The 16,301-nt window shown below is 69.6% G+C and carries 17 protein-coding genes; 5 read left to right on the forward strand and 12 right to left on the reverse strand.

Annotated features, from left to right (window positions below):
• Nucleotides 1-4: 4 nt before the first annotated feature.
• The 7 genes from CY658_RS08695 to CY658_RS08725 all read right to left on the reverse strand — a co-directional run bounded on the left by CY658_RS08695 (nt 5) and on the right by CY658_RS08725 (nt 6,547).
• Complete coding sequence (locus tag CY658_RS08695) at nt 5-1,261, reverse strand: RNA polymerase sigma factor (protein ID WP_257884787.1); 1,257 nt, start codon at nt 1,259-1,261, stop codon at nt 5-7.
• Nucleotides 1,258-1,632, reverse strand: coding sequence for a YciI family protein (locus CY658_RS08700; protein ID WP_101489733.1), 375 nt, complete (start codon nt 1,630-1,632; stop codon nt 1,258-1,260). The genes CY658_RS08695 and CY658_RS08700 overlap by 4 nt, the downstream gene beginning before the upstream one ends.
• Nucleotides 1,633-1,800: 168 nt before the next feature.
• The gene (locus CY658_RS08705; protein WP_101489734.1) at nt 1,801-3,162 is read right to left on the reverse strand and encodes an NAD(P)H-dependent oxidoreductase; all 1,362 of its coding nucleotides are present in this window, start codon (nt 3,160-3,162) and stop codon (nt 1,801-1,803) included.
• Between the two features lie 5 nt (nt 3,163-3,167).
• Nucleotides 3,168-4,043, reverse strand: coding sequence for a phytanoyl-CoA dioxygenase family protein (locus CY658_RS08710; RefSeq protein WP_099790947.1), 876 nt, complete (start codon nt 4,041-4,043; stop codon nt 3,168-3,170).
• Entirely contained in the window at nt 4,040-4,765 is a 726-nt protein-coding gene (locus CY658_RS08715) for a GntR family transcriptional regulator (RefSeq protein WP_101489735.1), read from the reverse strand. The genes CY658_RS08710 and CY658_RS08715 overlap by 4 nt, the downstream gene beginning before the upstream one ends.
• 83 nt (nt 4,766-4,848) lie before the next feature.
• On the reverse strand, nt 4,849-5,874 hold the full coding sequence (locus CY658_RS08720) for an LLM class oxidoreductase (RefSeq protein ID WP_101489736.1): 1,026 nt from the start codon (nt 5,872-5,874) through the stop codon (nt 4,849-4,851).
• Nucleotides 5,875-5,914: 40 nt separating this feature from the next.
• On the reverse strand, nt 5,915-6,547 hold the full coding sequence (locus CY658_RS08725; RefSeq protein WP_101489737.1) for a glutathione S-transferase family protein: 633 nt from the start codon (nt 6,545-6,547) through the stop codon (nt 5,915-5,917).
• A gap of 120 nt (nt 6,548-6,667) precedes the next feature.
• Here CY658_RS08725 and gcvA point away from each other — a divergent pair, with 120 nt between their 5' ends.
• Nucleotides 6,668-7,582, forward strand: a complete 915-nt coding sequence (gcvA, locus tag CY658_RS08730; protein WP_101489738.1) for a transcriptional regulator GcvA — start codon at nt 6,668-6,670, stop codon at nt 7,580-7,582.
• Between the two features lie 9 nt (nt 7,583-7,591).
• Nucleotides 7,592-8,557, forward strand: coding sequence for a threo-3-hydroxy-L-aspartate ammonia-lyase (locus CY658_RS08735; protein WP_101489739.1), 966 nt, complete (start codon nt 7,592-7,594; stop codon nt 8,555-8,557).
• A 3-nt stretch (nt 8,558-8,560) separates the two neighbouring features.
• Here CY658_RS08735 and CY658_RS08740 read toward each other — a convergent pair whose 3' ends face one another.
• The 4 genes from CY658_RS08740 to CY658_RS08755 all read right to left on the reverse strand — a co-directional run bounded on the left by CY658_RS08740 (nt 8,561) and on the right by CY658_RS08755 (nt 11,908).
• Nucleotides 8,561-9,226 carry a hypothetical protein gene (locus CY658_RS08740; protein WP_101489740.1) on the reverse strand — a complete coding sequence of 222 codons (666 nt, stop codon included), beginning with the start codon at nt 9,224-9,226 and terminating at the stop codon, nt 8,561-8,563.
• A 42-nt stretch (nt 9,227-9,268) separates the two neighbouring features.
• Entirely contained in the window at nt 9,269-9,919 is a 651-nt protein-coding gene (locus CY658_RS08745) for an ABC transporter ATP-binding protein (RefSeq protein WP_099790939.1), read from the reverse strand.
• Nucleotides 9,916-10,911, reverse strand: a complete 996-nt coding sequence (gene miaA, locus CY658_RS08750) for a tRNA (adenosine(37)-N6)-dimethylallyltransferase MiaA (protein ID WP_101489741.1) — start codon at nt 10,909-10,911, stop codon at nt 9,916-9,918. The genes CY658_RS08745 and miaA overlap by 4 nt, the downstream gene beginning before the upstream one ends.
• A gap of 64 nt (nt 10,912-10,975) precedes the next feature.
• Nucleotides 10,976-11,908, reverse strand: a complete 933-nt coding sequence (locus CY658_RS08755; RefSeq protein ID WP_101489742.1) for an AraC family transcriptional regulator — start codon at nt 11,906-11,908, stop codon at nt 10,976-10,978.
• Nucleotides 11,909-12,112: 204 nt separating this feature from the next.
• On the opposite strand from CY658_RS08755, the gene CY658_RS08760 reads away from it, so the two are divergent.
• From CY658_RS08760 to CY658_RS08770, 3 genes are read left to right on the forward strand one after another with little or no spacing between them, the layout of a single operon-like run.
• Complete coding sequence (locus CY658_RS08760) at nt 12,113-12,475, forward strand: c-type cytochrome (RefSeq protein WP_101489743.1); 363 nt, start codon at nt 12,113-12,115, stop codon at nt 12,473-12,475.
• A 37-nt stretch (nt 12,476-12,512) separates the two neighbouring features.
• Complete coding sequence (locus tag CY658_RS08765) at nt 12,513-12,986, forward strand: (2Fe-2S)-binding protein (protein ID WP_101489744.1); 474 nt, start codon at nt 12,513-12,515, stop codon at nt 12,984-12,986.
• Between the two features lie 10 nt (nt 12,987-12,996).
• Nucleotides 12,997-15,261 carry a xanthine dehydrogenase family protein molybdopterin-binding subunit gene (locus tag CY658_RS08770; RefSeq protein WP_101489745.1) on the forward strand — a complete coding sequence of 755 codons (2,265 nt, stop codon included), beginning with the start codon at nt 12,997-12,999 and terminating at the stop codon, nt 15,259-15,261.
• 41 nt (nt 15,262-15,302) lie between these two features.
• Here CY658_RS08770 and CY658_RS08775 read toward each other — a convergent pair whose 3' ends face one another.
• A complete protein-coding gene (locus CY658_RS08775) occupies nt 15,303-16,301 on the reverse strand; it encodes an alpha/beta hydrolase (protein WP_180838896.1) in 999 nt (332 codons plus the stop codon).

The following is a 16,301-nucleotide window of genomic DNA, read 5'->3' on the forward strand; positions in this document are numbered from 1 at the left end:
CGCCTCAGGCCCGCTCCGACATCGCGTGCAGGTACGCCCGCACCGCGCCATTGCTGCTCAACCCGATCGCCCGGTCGTAGGCCTGCCGCGCCGCCACGCGCGCGCCACCGGCCGCGAGCAGATGCGCACGCGCTGCCCAGAACGGCTGGTAGCTCGCCACTTCGTCCGACGGGATCGCATCGAGCGCGCGCAGCCCGGTCTCGGGCCCGCGCGCATTCGCCAACGCACACGCCAGGCTGACCTGCGCGCCGATGCTCGGCCGTAGCGCGAGCAGGCCTTCGTACAGCGACACCAGTACTTCGGGCGGCACCGGTGCGCCGGCGCGGCGCTCGCAGTGGGCCGACTGGATCGCGGCTTCGAGCTGGTAAGGCCCGAGCGACTGCATGGCCGACGCGATGCGCAGGTGGTGCTCGGCCTCGGCGAGCAGCGCGTGGTCCCAGCGCGTGATCTCCTGCTGGTCGAGCGGCACGTAGGCGCCGGCCTCGGTGCGGCGTGCGGCGGTGCGCGCCTCGCAGAACAGCATCAGCGCGAGCAGGCCCAGCGGTTCGGGCTCGGCGGGCATCAGGCGGCACAGGATGCGGCCCAGGTCGATGGCCTCGGTCGTGAGCCCGCGGGGCAGGGCGTCGGCGCCGTCGACGTCGTCCCAGCCGGTGCCGTAGGCGGCGTAGATGCCGTCGAGCACGTCGCGCAGCCGGTGCGGCAGGTCGCGCGCCTGTGGGTATTCGAACGAGATGCCGGCCGCGCGGATGCGGGCCTTGGCGCGCACCAGCCGCTGGCCCAGCGCGGAAGGCGAGGTGAGGAAGGCGCCGGCCATGCGCGCCGCGTCGAGCCCGAGCACGGTCTGCAGCATGAGCGGCGCGCGCGCGGCGGCGTCGATGGCCGGGTGCGCGCAGACAAACAGCAGGCGCAGCCGCTCGTCGGGCACGGTGGCGGCATCGGGGTCGGCCTCGTCCATCTCGCCCGCGAGCAGCAGCAGCGTCTGCGTGGCGTCGTCCTGCACGCGGCTGTGGCGCCAGGCGTCGAGCTTGCGGTGCCGCGCAACGCTCAACAGCCAGGCGTCGGGCTGCACCGGCACGCCGTCGGCGGGCCAGCGTTCGAGCGCGCGGGCGAAGGCGTCGGCCAGGGCGTCTTCGGAGGCGGCGATGTCGTGCGTGCGTGCGGACAGGATGGCCAGCAGCCGCCCGTACGACGCGCGTGCCGCGCGTTCGGCTGAATCGTGCGCCGCCTGTTCGGCGGCGTGGTGTGCCGCCGGCGTGGTCACGTCTGGCTCGTACCCGCTGCCGCGGTGGCGGTGAAGACCGGCCGCACTTCGACACCGCCGCTGGCGGCGCAGGGCGCGCGCGCGGCCCATTCGAGCGCGGCGTCGAGGTCGGGCACGTCGACCACGAAGTAGCCGCCGAGCTGCTCCTTGGTGTCGGCGAAGGGGCCGTCCTGCACCTGGCGCTTGTCGCCGCGCACGCGCAGCGTGGTGCCGGTCATGGGTGGCAACAGGCCGTGGCCGCCGAGCGCGACGCCCGACTGGCGCACCGCGTCGGCGTACGCGACCCAGCTCGCGCGGTAGGCCTGCGAGGCGGGGTCGTCACGTTGTTCGAATTCGGTGGCGGGTTGGTAGAACATCAACATGTACTGCATGGTGTTTCTCCTGGAAGGGAAAACTTGCCGAGCAAGAGCGCTCACCACAATGACGGCCCGCAACCGGTCATTTCGACACCGGAACGGTGCCGAGCAGAAGATTCTTGATCTGTTCGCCCTTTGGCGCAACGAGAGGCCCCGCTATCACGGGGCCCGTTCAGGTCGCGCTCAGGCAGCCCGGTCGCGCACTGCCGGCGTGAACAGCGCTTCCATTTCCTGGCGCAGCCGGTAGGCGGCGGTGGTGGTGTCCATCGCCACGTCGGCCCAGCTCAGGCTCTGGCCCTTCTTCACGGGGCGCACGAGCTTGACGTTGTGCGCCAGCCCGAGCGGCAGGCCGCCCAGGCGCAGCGAGCGCTCGGCCGGCAGCAGCTTGCCCCAGACGGTGTAGCCGCCTTCGCCGTCGAGCATCTCGCCTGCCGAGAGGTCGCGCTTGGCGGTGGCGACCACGTCGGCGTTCCAGCCCGTGGCCACACCGGTGGGCTCGCCGCGCAGCGCCACGCTGGCGACCGACATACCCACTTCCAGCCCGATCAGGTGCCAGCGCTTGTACAGCGTGAAGTAGCGCCCGCTCGGGTCGGTGTGGGCGTTGTATTCCTCGAAGCAGTTCTTGATGTAGTCGGTCTCGGCCTCGACCGTGACCCACACGCCCATGCGGATGTCATACGGAATCTTGCGGCCGTCGGCTTCGAGCGACGAGATCACCTCGACCATGCCCTTGCGTTCCAGCACGCCGCCTTCGCTGCGCGGACGCGTGACGAAGGGAATGTCTTCCACGCTTGCGGGCGGGTAGAGCAGACCGTCGGAGGGCACGCCCAGGCCGGTGGCGTTGGCCACGGCCGAGCTTTCGATCGACGGTTTCGAGCCGTCGAGGAAGCTGTTGAACATCTTCGGGTTGAGCCCGCCGCGCAGCGCCTGCTCGGGCGTGAGGCCGTAGTTGCCCCACACCGTCTCGGGCGTCGATTCGGTGAAGTGCGGCAGCCACTTGTGGCCGCGCCCGGCCGCCACCACGGGAAAGCCGCAGGTGCGCGCCCAGTCGACCAGGTCGCAGATCAGCGCGGGCTGGTCGCCGAAGGCCAGCGAATACACCACGCCGGCCTGCTGCGCCTTGTGCGCGAGCAGCGGGCCGCAGAAGGCGTCGGCCTCGACCGTCACATTGACCACGTGCTTGCCGTGCGCAAACGCATCCAGGCAGTGGTCGACCGCGGCAATCGGGTTGCCGGTGCACTCGACCACGATGTCGATGCTGGGCTCGCGCGTCACGGCCTGCCAGTCATCGGTGATCCAGGTGGCGCCGGTCTTCAGCGCCTCTTGTACCGAGCCGGCATTGCTGCGCTCGGCCAGCCAGCCCACGCGCTCGAGGTTGACGCGCGCGGCGGCGGGTGAGAGGTCGGCAATGGCGACCAGTTGAACGCCGGGCGTGCGCGGAATCTGGGCCAGGTACATGGCGCCGAACTTGCCGGCGCCGATCAGGCCGATGCGGATGGGGCGGCCTTCGGCGGCGCGTTGTTGCAGGCGGGTATGCAGGCTCATGGTGTTCAGGCTTCCACGGAGTCGATGACGTCGAGCGAGGTACGCAGCGCGCTCTCGGGCAGGCCGTCTTTCCACGGCACGTCGACGGGGTAAGGTTGGCGCAGGCAGTCGTCGGGCAGCATCTCGATCGGCGTGAAGTCGCGATGCGCGATGTACTCGGGCCGCTTGTGGCGGCGGATGTGGTTGCTGACCGCGCACAGGCTCAGGTACACGGCCACGCGGTTGAACGGCGAGAGGTTGCTGCCCGAGGCATGCACAAGGCAGCTGTGGAACAGGATCATCGAACCGGCCGGCCCCTTGGGCGAGACGATGCCGCCCTGCGTGCCACCGGCGCGATCGACCAGTTGGCGGATCAGGTCGTTGTCGACCGTCCACAGCGGGTAGCTGGTGGTCGTGAGGTCATGCTTTGCGTCGACCACGCCCTTGCGGTGGCTGCCCGGAATGAACATCAGCGGGCCGTTGTGCTCGGTCACTTCATCGAGAAAGATGGCCACGTTCATCGCGCGCTCGGTGGGCATCAGGTCGTCGTTGAGCCAGGTGCCGTAGTCCTGGTGCCACTGCCACACGTCGCCTTCGAAGGCCATCTTGCCGTTGATCTTGAACTGGTGCATGTAGACGGCTTCGTCGAACAGGTCCATCACCGGCCCGACCATGCGCGGGTGCCGCGCCAGCCGCGCGAAGGGCTCGCTGATCAGGTGCGCCGCGAAGTTCGTGCGCACGGCGTCGGAGCCTTTTTCGCGCACGTTGAAGGCCGCGCGCTTGCTGTACAGGTCGGGCACCGCCTCGGTCAGCACCTTCGTCTCTTCGGGTGAGAAGTGGCCGGGGAAGAACAGGTAGCCCTCGCGCTCGAACTGCGCGCGTTGCTCGGGGGTCAGCTTCATGCCTTGTCTCCTTTTTTGGTGGGGATTCCAGATGCGGATGCAGTGGTGCGTGCCAGCTGCTGCGAGAGGCGCTCGGCCAGTGCGTCGCTGGCGCGCGAGACGTGCTCGTCGCTCAGGCGCGCGGCGCGTTCGACATCGCCCGCGGCAATGGCGTCGGCAATGGCCTCGTGCTCGTCCCACAGCGACTCGCGCTGCGGCTCGGCCTGCAGCACCGCGCCCATCGCGCGGCGCAGGTGACGCCAGTGCGGGTCGGCGCTCTGGCCGATCAGCGGGTTGCCCGAGGCGGCGTAGATGGCCTGGTGAAAGGCCACGTCGGCATCGATCATGGCTTCGACATTGCGTCCGCGCGCCGCGCGCCGGCCGCGTTCGATGAGCTTCGGGTCGATGCGAAAGCGCTGCTGCGCCGCCAGCCGCGCGGCCAGCCGCGCGGCCAGCACATCGAGCGCGCCGCGCACCTGGTAGACCTTGCGCATCGCCTCGGCCTCCAGCGGTGCCACCAGCACGCCGCGGCCGGGCGCGTCCTGCACGAAGCCGTCTTTCTTGAGCAGCCGCAGCGCCTGCAGCACCGGCTGGCGCGACACCGCGAGCCGGGCCGCGATGTCCTCCTGCGTGAGCCGTTCGCCGGGCGCGAGCGCGCCGCTGCTGATGGCGCCGAGCAGGGCACGGTAGACCTGATCGACGAGGTCGGGAGCGACTTCGATGCTGAGCAACTGGGCGGGCATGAGGGGCCTTTTCTGAACTCTGTATACAGAGTACGGACTTCGGCGGCGGGGCGCACTGGGGGTTTCACCCAAGCGGCGGTGCGTTACCAGGGCGCTCGCAGTGGCGCGACGCCCTCGTGCGAAGGAAAGTGCGGCAGCACGTCTTCGGCCAGTTCCTGGAGGACTTCTTTCGCGGGGCGGCGCGAGAACTGAATACCGAGCGCGGCGTGGTTGACGCCGGCGTCGCGCCATTCCGTCAGCAGCGCGATCAGCCCCTTGCGACCGGTCTTGAGCACGTAGCCGCCGTTCATCGGCGTGCGCGGATGGTCGAGGTCTTCGCTCAGGTCGATCCATTCGTTGGTCATGTGCGGGCGAAACCCGCCGCCGGGAATCAGCGCGCGCCAGGCGCGGATCTTCTCGGCCAGCTGGCGCGGCCCCATGACGTTCTGCGTCGAGCCCGGGTAGGTGAGCCAGCCGTCGGCGTGCGTGCCGATCCACTCGAGCGACTGCTGCGAGGAGCCAGTCACCATCAGCGGGATCGCGCCGCTCGCGGGCCGGGGCAACAGCGTTGCATCGCTGAGCTGCCCCAGCGGCGAGGCGATGGGGCCGGCACCGGGCTGCAGCAGCTGCCGGAAGTAGGCGACCGATTGCGCGAAGCGCGCGCCGCGCGTGCCGTGTTCCAGGCCGTAGGCGGGGAACTCGACGGGTCGGTCGCCCGACGCCACGCCGAGCACCAATCGGCCGCCGGAGAGCTGATCGATCGTGACCGCCGCCTTCGCGAGATCGATCGGATGGCGCAGCGAAAAGATCGCGCTCCCGATCGCCAGCGACACGCGCTGCGTGCGCGCGGCCAGGAAGGCCAGGTAGGTGAACGGATCGAACACCTGGCCTGCGTCGCCGAAGCGCGGATCGAACAGCGGCACGTCGCGCGCCCAGATCGCCGCGAAGCCCTGACGGTCGATGTCGGCCAGCAGTGCCGACTGGCCCTCGAGCACGGCCATGTCGCCCTCGAAGAAGCGCAGCGGCAGGAAGATGCCCAGCGTGAGCGCGTCGGGCGCGAACATGCGGCGGTAGCCGGGGTGGGTGGCGAAGGCGTGGGCGGAGGCGCCGGTGGGCAGAGAAGCTTGCATGTCGGAGGTTGGAAGAGAAAGAGGAAAGGAGCGCGCGGCGTCAGGCGTCCGTCGCGGGTTCGGGCAACGCGATGCCGCGTTGCACGGCCGGCCGCGCGGCCATGCGTTCGTGCCACGCGGTCAGATGGCGGTGGTGGCTGAAGTCGAAGTCGACGATCCGCGCGATGTGCGTCCAGCCGAAGGTCGCGATGTCGGCCACCGAGTACGCGTCGCCTGCCAGCCAGTGGTGGGTGGCGAGGTGACCGTCCAAGGTCGAGAACGCGGCCTCGGTCAGTGCGCGATAGCGGTCGATGGCCTCGGGGTTGCGGTGTGCGGCGAAGCGCTCGAAATGCACACGCTGCCCCAGCAGCGGCCCCATGCTCGACGCGTGGAACATCAGCCACGTGATCGCTTTCCAGCGCGCGGCGGGTTCCGTCGGCAGCAGGCGCCCGGCCTTGTCGGCCAGGTACAGCAGGATCGCCGCCGACTCGAACACGGTGATGCCGGCCGCGTGGTCCACGAGCACCGGAATGCGGCCATGCGGGTTGAGCGCCAGGAACGCGGGAAGCCGGTGCTCGCCACGGTCGATGCGCACGTGGTGCAGCGTGTAGGGGAGGGCGAGTTCTTCCAGCGCGATGGTGATCTTGAAGCCGTTGGGCGAGCTGTCGGTGTAGAGCGAGAGGCTGTGCGTCATGGAAGATAGAAAATCTGATTGCATTCGCTGTCGATGAACCGATGCTAGGGAGAGAGAATCCGACCGACAAACGATGATTTGTCGATCAAGAAGTCAGTTTTTCTAATGACTGGAAACCCCATGGGAAGCGTCTTGCCCTTGCTCGCCTTGCGCGCCTTCACCGAAGCCGGCCGGCGCGGCAGCCTCAAGGCCGCCGCCGAAGTCCTGGGCGTGACGCCGGGCGCGGTGAGCCAGCAGATCCGGGTGCTCGAACAGCGCCTGAACGTGTCGCTGTTCGTGCGCGAGCGATACGGCGTGCAGCTCAGCGAGGCGGGCGCGCGGATCCATCCGAACCTGGTGCGCGCGTTCGACCAGATCGAACATGCCGTGTCGGTGCTGGAAGCTGCGTCGAAGCAGCAGACCCTTACCGTGAGCACCGTCGCGTCTTTCGCTGCAAGCTGGCTCGTGCCGCGTCTGGGCGCGTTCTCGGCGCTGCACCCGGAGATCGAGGTGCGGGTCGAGGCCTCGTCCAAGCTCGCCGATCTGCAGCGCGACGGGGTCGATGTCGCGATCCGCCACGGGCTGGGCGTGTATCCCGGCCTGCAGGTCGAGCGGCTGATGGCGCCCGTGCTCGTGCCGGTGGCGAGCCCGTCGTTGCTGACCCAAGGCCCGGCGATCCGCAAACCCGCCGACTGCCTGAAGTACACGCTGCTGCACGACAGCGACCGCGCGGACTGGGCGCTGTGGCTGCAGGCCCATGGTGTCGAGGCTGTCGATGCCGCGCTGCGCGGCCCGGGTTTCGAGGAAGACCTGTTGCTGCTGCGCGCCGCAGCGGCCGGCCAGGGCATTGCGCTCGTGCAGGACACGCATGCGCAGGAGTACCTCGACGAAGGCCGCCTGGTCGTCGCATTGAACAAGCGCTGGCCCGCCCGCTTTGCCTACTACCTGGTGAGCAAGCCGGGCGCCATGCGGCGGCCGGCGGTGCAGGCGTTTTCGGAATGGGTGAGGGCGCAAGCCGCATCTCCCGCGCGTGCGTCAGCGGCCAGCAGCCGCTAAGCTTGCGCGATGCAACTCCCTACCTACGACGATGTCATCGCCGCGGCCGCGCGGCTCGAAGGCCATGCCCACCGCACGCCGGTGCTGCAATCGACCACCGCCAATGAACGCTGGGGCGCGCAGTTCTTCTTCAAGTGCGAGAACTTTCAGCGCATGGGCGCGTTCAAGTTTCGCGGTGCGTTCAATGCGCTGTCGAAGTTCGACGCGGCGCAGCGCAAGGGCGGCGTGATCGCCTTCTCGTCGGGCAACCACGCGCAGGCCATCGCGCTGTCGGCGCGGCTGCTGTCGATGCCGGCCGTGATCGTCATGCCCAAGGACGCGCCCGCCGCCAAGGTCGCGGCCACCAAGGGTTACGGCGCCGAGGTGGTGATGTACGACCGCTTCACCGAAGACCGCGAGGCGCTGACGAAGCGGCTTGCACAGGAACGCGGCATGACGATGATCCCGCCTTACGACCACCCCGATGTGCTGACCGGGCAGGGGACGGCGGTGAAGGAACTCATCGAAGAGACAGGTCCGCTCGACCACCTCTTCGTGTGCCTGGGCGGCGGCGGGCTGTTGTCGGGTTCGGCGCTGTCGGCGCGCGCGCTGGCGCCCGATTGCAAGGTCTACGGCGTGGAGCCCGAAGCCGGCAACGACGGCCAGCAGTCGCTGCGCACCGGGAAGATCGTGCACATCGAAACGCCCAAGACCATCGCCGACGGCGCGCAGACGCAGCATCTGGGCGCGTACACCTTCGGCATCATCCAGCGCGATGTCGACGACATCTTCACCGTCACCGACGACCAGCTCGTCGAGGCGATGCGCTTCTTTGCGGAGCGCATGAAGATGGTGGTGGAACCGACGGGGTGCCTCGCGTTCGCGGGCGCGATTGCTGCGGCGAAGGCCATCGAAGGTCAGCGCGTGGGCATCGTGATCAGCGGCGGGAACGTCGACCTGTCTCGCTACGCCGCGTTGTTGAGCGGCACGGCCTGAGCCTCAGGTCGCGCGCTGCCACACGACGCGGCGCGCGTTCTCGCCGCAGTCGAGCAACTGACGGTAGCCGGCCGCATCGAAGTCCGGCAGCGCCAGCAGCCAGGCCTCGAATTGCGTGAAGTCGTCGGCGAGCGTGCCGACCTCGGCAGATGGGGCGTCGCGGTCGCTGTCGGTCCACAGCTCGATCCACACGTGCGGCCGGTTGTCCACCTTCGTGTGCGAGCGCACCGCGATCCGCTCGATGGCGTCCAGCGCGACGCGCACCTCGGGGCGTCTGTAGCGAATCAGCGTGAGATGGCCGCGGCGCAGCGTGACGCGCGCGCCATCGGGCGGTGCGCCGATGCGGCGCGATCGCTGGAAGGCCTTCAGGTTCTGGCTGCGGACGATGTAGAGCGTGCCCGCGGCGAAGAAGACCGTCATGAGAGAAAGGTAGGCGAGCCTGGATGCCGAGACGCCGACGGCACCGTGCCGGGCAATGATCCACAGGGCATACGCGCACGCGGCCGTGGCCACCGCGCTCGCGATGCCCCACAGCCCGGCCGCCCACGGGCTGCCACGCAGCGCCGCACGGAACACGAAGGCATAGATCAGGATGCGCACGCCGACCATGACGGTGGGGCGTGTGGCGAGTTGCCACAGCTCGGTGGCCAGGTAGAGCACGGCGATCATCACCAACGCGCCCGGAACGGGTGTCGATGGGCGCTTCACCCGTCAGGCCCGGATGCCGCTCACCGTCAGGTGCAGCAACCGGTCCGCACGCGCCGCCGCGCTCTCGGAGTGCGTCACCAGCACCAGCGACGCGCCATGCTCGCGCGTCTGGCCGATCAGCAGGTCCATCACCTTCGCGGCGGTGGAGGGGTCGAGGTTGCCGGTGGGCTCGTCGGCCAGCAGCAGCGCGGGCCGGTGCACCAGCGCGCGTGCGATGGCCACGCGTTGCAGCTGGCCGCCTGACAGCGTCTGCGGCAGCCGTGCGCCCATGCCGGGCAGGCCGACGGCTTCGAGCATGTGGGCGACGCGCGCGTCTTCGCGCGGGCGGCCCAGCAGCATCAATGGCAGCGACACGTTCTGCGCCACGTCGAGGTGGGGCAGCACATGGAAAGCCTGGAACACGAAGCCCACGTGCTGGCGGCGCCAGAGTGCGCGGGCTTCGCCGTCGAGCGCGCCGATGTCGGTGCCGTCGTGCGACACGCTGCCTTCGTCCCAGCTGTCGAGGCCGGCCATGCAGTTGAGCAGGGTCGACTTGCCCACGCCCGATTCGCCGACGATGGCGACGAACTCGCCGGGCGCGACCTGCAGGCTCACGTGTTCGAAGACGGGCGCGTCGCCGTAGTGCTTGCCGAGGTTGGAGAGGTGCAGGGTCATGCGGGCGTTGCCCCGCGTGCGATGTGGGCGATCTGTGCGATGTGCTGCACGGCGGTCTGCACCGCGTCGGGCGCATCGCAGGCGATGACGGTGCGTTGCGGCATGCTGCGCAGCCAGGTGATCTGCCGCTTGGCGAGCTGGCGCGTGGCGGCGATGCCGCGCTCGCGCAACTCGTTCAGGGCCTTGGCATCGGGCGGTGCGTCGCCGCAGGCGTCGAGCATCTCCCAGGCCTGGCGGTAGCCGACGCAGCGCATCGAAGGCAGGTCGGGCGACAGGTCGCCGCGCGCGCGCAGCGCCTTCACCTCGTCGAGAAAGCCGGCCGCGAGCATGGCATCGAAGCGCTCGGCGATGCGGCCGTGCAGCCAGGCGCGGTCGGCGGGTTCGAGCGACACGAGCACGCCGCCGTCGACGGCCTTGGCAGCCTTGGTGTCGCTGGCATGGAAGCTCGACAGCGGCTGGCCGCTGCTTTCCCACACCTCGAGCGCGCGCTGGATGCGCTGGCTGTCTTGCGGCGCGAGCCGCGCGGCCGTGACGGGGTCGACCTGCGCGAGCCGCGCATGCATCGCGGGCCAGCCGAGTGTGGCGGCTTCGGCGTCGAGGCGCGCGCGCACGGCGGGGTCGGCCGCGGGCATGGCGTCGATGCCGTCGAACAGCGCCTTGAAGTACAGCATGGTGCCGCCCACGAGCAGCGGCAGCGCGCCACGTGCGCGGATGGCGTCGATGAGCCTTGTGGCGTCGGCCACGAAGGCGGCGGCGCTGTAGCTGTCGCGCGCATCGAGGATGTCGATCAGGTGGTGCGGCACGGCCGCCTGCTCGGCGGCGGTGGGCTTGGCGGTGCCGATGTCCATGTCGCGGTAGACCAGCGCCGAATCGACGCTGACGATCTCGACCGGCTGCAATTGCGCAACGGCCAGGGCCACGGCGGTCTTGCCGGAGGCGGTGGGGCCGGCGAGCGCGATGTAGCGCGGGGGAACAGGGGAAGCGGGGGGCATGCGTCGAGGGTAGCAAATGGCGCGCGCCGGCCGGCAGCGCGGGGTTTGCTCGCGACGCAGTGTTTCAGGCGACGACGACAGTCGCGTCCCGCATCCGGCGGATGTCGCGCAGCGGCGGCGCGCCGAACAGGCGCGCGTACTCGCGGCTGAACTGCGAGGCGCTTTCGTAGCCCACGCGCACGCCGGCCGTGCCCGCATCGATGTTCTGGTTCAGCATCAGCTGCCGCGCTTCCTGCAGGCGCAGCTGCTTCAGGTACTGCATCGGGCTCATGCCAGTCACGGCGCGGAAATGCTGGCGGTAGGTCGACGGGCTCATGTGCGCGGACGCGGCCAGCTCGTCGGCCAGCACGGGCTTCGTGAAGTTCATCTTGAGCCACGCCAGGCTCTGCGCCACCTGCTGGCTCGGCGAGCCGACGGTCACAAGGCGCTGCAGCTGCGGGCCGTGGCGGCCCGCGAGCAGGCGCACGATGATTTCCTTCTGCAGCAACGGCGCGAGCTGGGGTACGAGCTGGGGCTCGGCCAGCAGCTCGACGAGCCGCGTCACCGTGCCCAGCAGCGTCGGGTCGAGTGCGCCCAGCGACAGGGCGCGGTGGTTGTGGGGCTCCCTGGACGGCGGCGGCAAGGCCATCTCGGTCGCGACCTGCACGATGGCGCGCGCATCGAGCTTGAGCATGAGGCCCAGAAAGGGCTGCGCCGCGCTGGCGCGGGTGACGTGCGCGACCACGGGAAGGTCGGCCGTGATGAGCAGCGACTGCCCCGCGGCGTATTCATAGATCTCCTCGCCGAGCGCTGCGCGCTTCTGTCCGCCGACGGTGATGCCCAGGCCGAAGCCGTAGATGCAATGCACGGGCTCGGTCGCGGCGCTGCGACGGTGCAGCGAGAGTTCGGGAATGGCGGTGGCGTGGTCGCCGTCGTTTCGGGCAATGCGCCCGACGGCCGTGGCCAGGGCACCGAGGACGGCCGAATCGTCCGGCTGCGTCGGCTGTAGCACTTCCATCTGAATCCTTTCGGCTGCTTGCGCAAAGTCTATCGGGCGCTTCTCATGCGACTGGCGTTTCCGGCGCAGTCTCGTTGTTTCAGGCAAGAACGCGCGCGGATTGGGCAAGTGGCCGTGGACGCTTCGTCGGACACTGGCCGCCGTGAAGTCCTGCCGCGCGCGGCGCGAGGACCGTGCTTCCCCTCCACGATGATGAAAAAAGAAATGACCCACGACGAACGAAACCCGCTTCGCGGCATCGACCGCCGCATCACCGCCTCGCTCGTGGCCGCACTGGCTGTCGGCGTGAGCATCGCCTGGCCCGCACCCGCTGTCGCCAGCACCGCGCTGGCGCAGAAAAACGCGTGCGTGGCCTGCCACCAGCCCGCCGTGAAGGTGGTGGGCCCTTCCTGGAAAGAGATCGGCGCGCGCTACGGCGACGGCAAGGGCACGGCCGCGCAACTGGCGGCCAGCATCAAGGGCGGCAGCTCGGGCAAGTGGGGCGCGATGCCGATGCCCGCGCAACCCCAGGTGCCCGAGGCCGACCTGCAGGCGCTCGCGCAATGGGTGCTCGACGGCGCCAAGTGAATCGAATCCTTCAACTCAACCCACGGAGAACAACAACATGAGCGCGCTCCACGTCAACGGCCGTGACCACACGGTCGACGCCGACCCCGGCACTCCCATCCTCTGGGCCCTGCGCGACACGCTGGGCATGACCGGCACCAAGTTCGGCTGCGGCGCGGCGCTGTGCGGCGCCTGCACCGTGCACATGGACGGCCAGGCCATCCGCTCGTGCATCACGCCGATCTCGGCGGCCGAGGGCAAGAAGATCACCACCATCGAAGCCGTGACCGGCGGCAGCGACCGCGTGGGTGCGGCGGTGCACGCCGCGTGGGTCAAGCACGACGTCGCGCAGTGCGGCTACTGCCAGAGCGGCCAGATCATGAGCGCGACCGCCTTCCTGCAGTCGCTGCCCAAGGGCAAGCAGCCGAGCACGGACGAGATCGACTCGGCCATGGCCGGCAACATCTGCCGCTGCGGCACCTACGCCCGCATCCGCGCCGCCGTGGCCGATGCGGCCAAGACCCTCGCCTGAAGGAGCCGACATGCTGCCCCACATCGACTACAACGAACTGCCGCGCGCGCTGCAGCGCCTGATGGCCCGGCCTGCGACGGATGCATCCGACGAGGCCGCCACGCTGCCGCGCCGCAGCTTCCTGAAGATGGCCGGCGCCGGTGGCCTCGTGCTCGGCGCCTTCCCCCACATGGCCATGGCGCAGGCCGACGGCCCGGCCAAGGCCGGCGGCGCACTCAAGCCGACGCAACAGCCCTCGGCCTTCGTGCAGATCGCGCCCAACGGCGAGGTCACGGTAACCATCAACCGCCTCGAGTTCGGCCAGGGCGTGCAGACCGGCCTGCCGATGATCCTGGCCGAAGAGCTCGATGCCGACTGGGCCCTGGTGCGCAGCCGCAACGGCACCAACGATGCGGCCTACGCCGACCCGTTGTTCGGCATGCACCTGACCGGCGGTTCCAACTCGATCAAGAACAGCTACACGCAGTACCGCGAACTGGGTGCGCGTGCGCGGGCCATGCTGCTGTCGGCAGCCGCACAGCGCTGGAAGGTCGACGTGGCCACGCTGCGCACGCAGGCCGGCACGGTCATCGGCCCGGGCGGCCGCAAGGCGGGCTACGGCGAACTGGCCGAAGCAGCCATGGCGCTGCCGGTGCCCGAGAAGGTCACGCTGAAGAACCCGAAGGACTTCCGCATCATCGGCCGTCCGACCACGCGCCTGGACGCACGCGCCAAGAGCAGCGGGCGCCAAGACTTCGGCATCGACGTGAAGCAGCCCGGCCTGCTCACGGCCGTGGTGGCCCATCCGCCCGTGTTCGGTGCCCGCCTGGCCTCGGTGGACGACAGCGCGGCGCGCGCCGTCAAGGGCGTGAAGGCCGTGCTGCGCATTCCGCTGGACCGCGGCGCCGAGGGCGTGGCCGTGGTGGCCGACGGCTACTGGCCGGCCAAGCTGGGCCGCGACGCGCTGAAGCTGGAATGGAACACGTCCGCCGTGGAAAAGGTCGACAGCGAGAAGCAGCTCGTGCAGTACCGCGAACTCGCCGGCCGCCCCGGCAATCGCAAGTTCGACGCCGACATGGCGCCGCTGGCCAGCGCGCCGCACAAGCTCGACGCCGAGTTCGTGTTTCCCTACCTGGCCCACGCGCCCATGGAGCCGCTGAACTGCACCGTGAAGCTGACGGACGGTCGCGCCGAGCTGTGGGTCGGCACGCAGTCCGCCGACCTCGACGGCCAGGCCGCGGCGCGCACGCTGAAGCTCGATTCCGCGCAGGTGAAGGTGAACGTGCAGATGGCGGGCGGGGGTTTCGGCCGGCGTTTCGTCGGCTCGAGCGACTTCGTGGTCGAGGCCTGCGAGATCGCCAAGGCCGCGCGCACCGCCGGCCTGAAAGACGCGCCCGTGCGCCTGCTGTGGAGCCGCGAGGACGACATCAAGGGCGGCTACTACCGCCCCATGCACCTGCACCGCGCACGCATCGGCTTCGACGAGCGCGGCAAGATCCTCGCGTGGGACCACGTCATCGTGGGCCAGTCGATCACCGGGGGCACGGTGTTCGCCGGCTCCATGGTGAAGGACGGCATCGACGCCACGGCCGTCGAAGGCATGCGCGATCCGTACCCCGTGCCGATGCGCCTCACGGTGCATCACCCGCAGGTCAACGTGCCCGTGCTGTGGTGGCGCAGCGTGGGGTCCACGCACACCGCCTTCGTGATGGAAACGCTCATCGACGAGGTCGCCCGCACGACCAAGCAAGACCCGGTGGCCTACCGAATGAACCTCTTCGGCGACAAGCACCCGCGCCATCGCGCCGCGCTGCAACTCGCGGTCGACAAGAGCGGCTACGGCAAGAAGAAGCTGGCCGAAGGCCGCGCCTGGGGCGTGGCGGTGCACGAGTCCTTCGAGTCGGTGGTGGCCTATGTGGTGGAAGCGTCGGTGAAAGACGGCCAGCCGGTGCTGCACCGCGTGACCTCGGGCGTGCACTGCAACCTGGCCGTGAACCCGCGCAGCGTGGAAGCGCAGGTGCAGGGCGCGGCGGTGATGGGGCTGTCGACCTGCCTGCAGGGCAGCGCCATCACGTTGAAGGACGGCGTCGTGCAGCAGGGCAACTTCGGCGACTTCACGGTGGCGCGCATCACGCAGATGCCCGAGTTCGATGTGCACATCGTGCCGAGCGCCGATGCGCCCAAGGGCATGGGAGAACCGGGCCTACCACCGCTGGCGCCTGCGTTCGCGAATGCCGTGGCGCGGTTGACGGGCAAGCCGTTGCGCCAGTTGCCGTTCGACCTGGCCTCGGCCTGACGCGGGAACGGAACCGGCTGAAAAGCCGGTTTATTTTTTAGTTAGATGGCAGCGGGGGCGGGCGGCGTGTGCGCCTCGCCCCGCACCTCTTGCGGCGACAGCGCGGCGGAGGGCAGTGAAGAAGGCAGCGACGGCTGCGGCGACACCAGCCGCGGCTGCGGCCGGCTGTCCGCCACGGTGCTGCTGCCTTCGGGCTTCATGCGAAACAGCTGCGACAGCGCCGCGCGGTACTGCGTCGCGCCCACCGAGTTGGTGTTGTGGTGCGAGCCGCCTTCGACCAGCACGAACATCTTCGGCACTGTGGCCGCCTCGTACAGCTTGCGCCCGAGCGTCGGGTTGATCAGGCTGTCGGCGGTGCCATGCACCACGAGCAGCGGCGCGCCGATGTCCTTGACGGTGCGAATGGCCTCGAAGCGCTGCGTGATGAACGGGCCGAAGGGCAGCCAGCCCCACTTGAAGCTGCTGGCCACGTCGGCGATGGAGGTGAAGGTGCTCTCGACGATGGTGCCGCTCTCGTCGCCCACCGTGGCCGCCAGGTCGATGCCGATGGCGCCGCCCAGCGAGTGGCCGAAGATGTAACGGTGCTGGCGCGGATGGCGCGCGGCGAGCCAGGTCCAGGCGGCGCGGGCGTCTTCGCGGGCCGAGGCTTCCGAGGGCAGGCCCTTGGAGCTCTTGCCGAAGCCGCGGTAGTCGATGGCCAGCACCGAGAAGCCCAGCTCGTGCATGCGCTGGATGCGCGGCGCCGAGCCGGCCACGTTGTAGCGCGCACCATGCAGGTACAGCAGCACGGGGGTCTCGGTGGTTTCGGGGGCGCCGCCGAGCCACAGGCCGTGCAGGCGTGCGGGTTCACCGGTGATGGACGATTGAAAGTCGATCCAGACGTCCTGCATGCCTTCGGTCATCTGGGCCGAGTTGCCCCAGCTGCGGTCGCTGGGCTGGAAGATCCATTCGCGTTGCCGTTCGTCGAGGGTCGAACAGCCGGCGGCCAGGAGGGCACAGAGCGAAAAGATGGACGCGAGGAGGGGCCAGCGTTTGATCAT

The organism is Variovorax sp. RO1 (assembly GCF_002849325.1).
In the GTDB taxonomy this organism is placed as follows: domain Bacteria; phylum Pseudomonadota; class Gammaproteobacteria; order Burkholderiales; family Burkholderiaceae_C; genus Variovorax.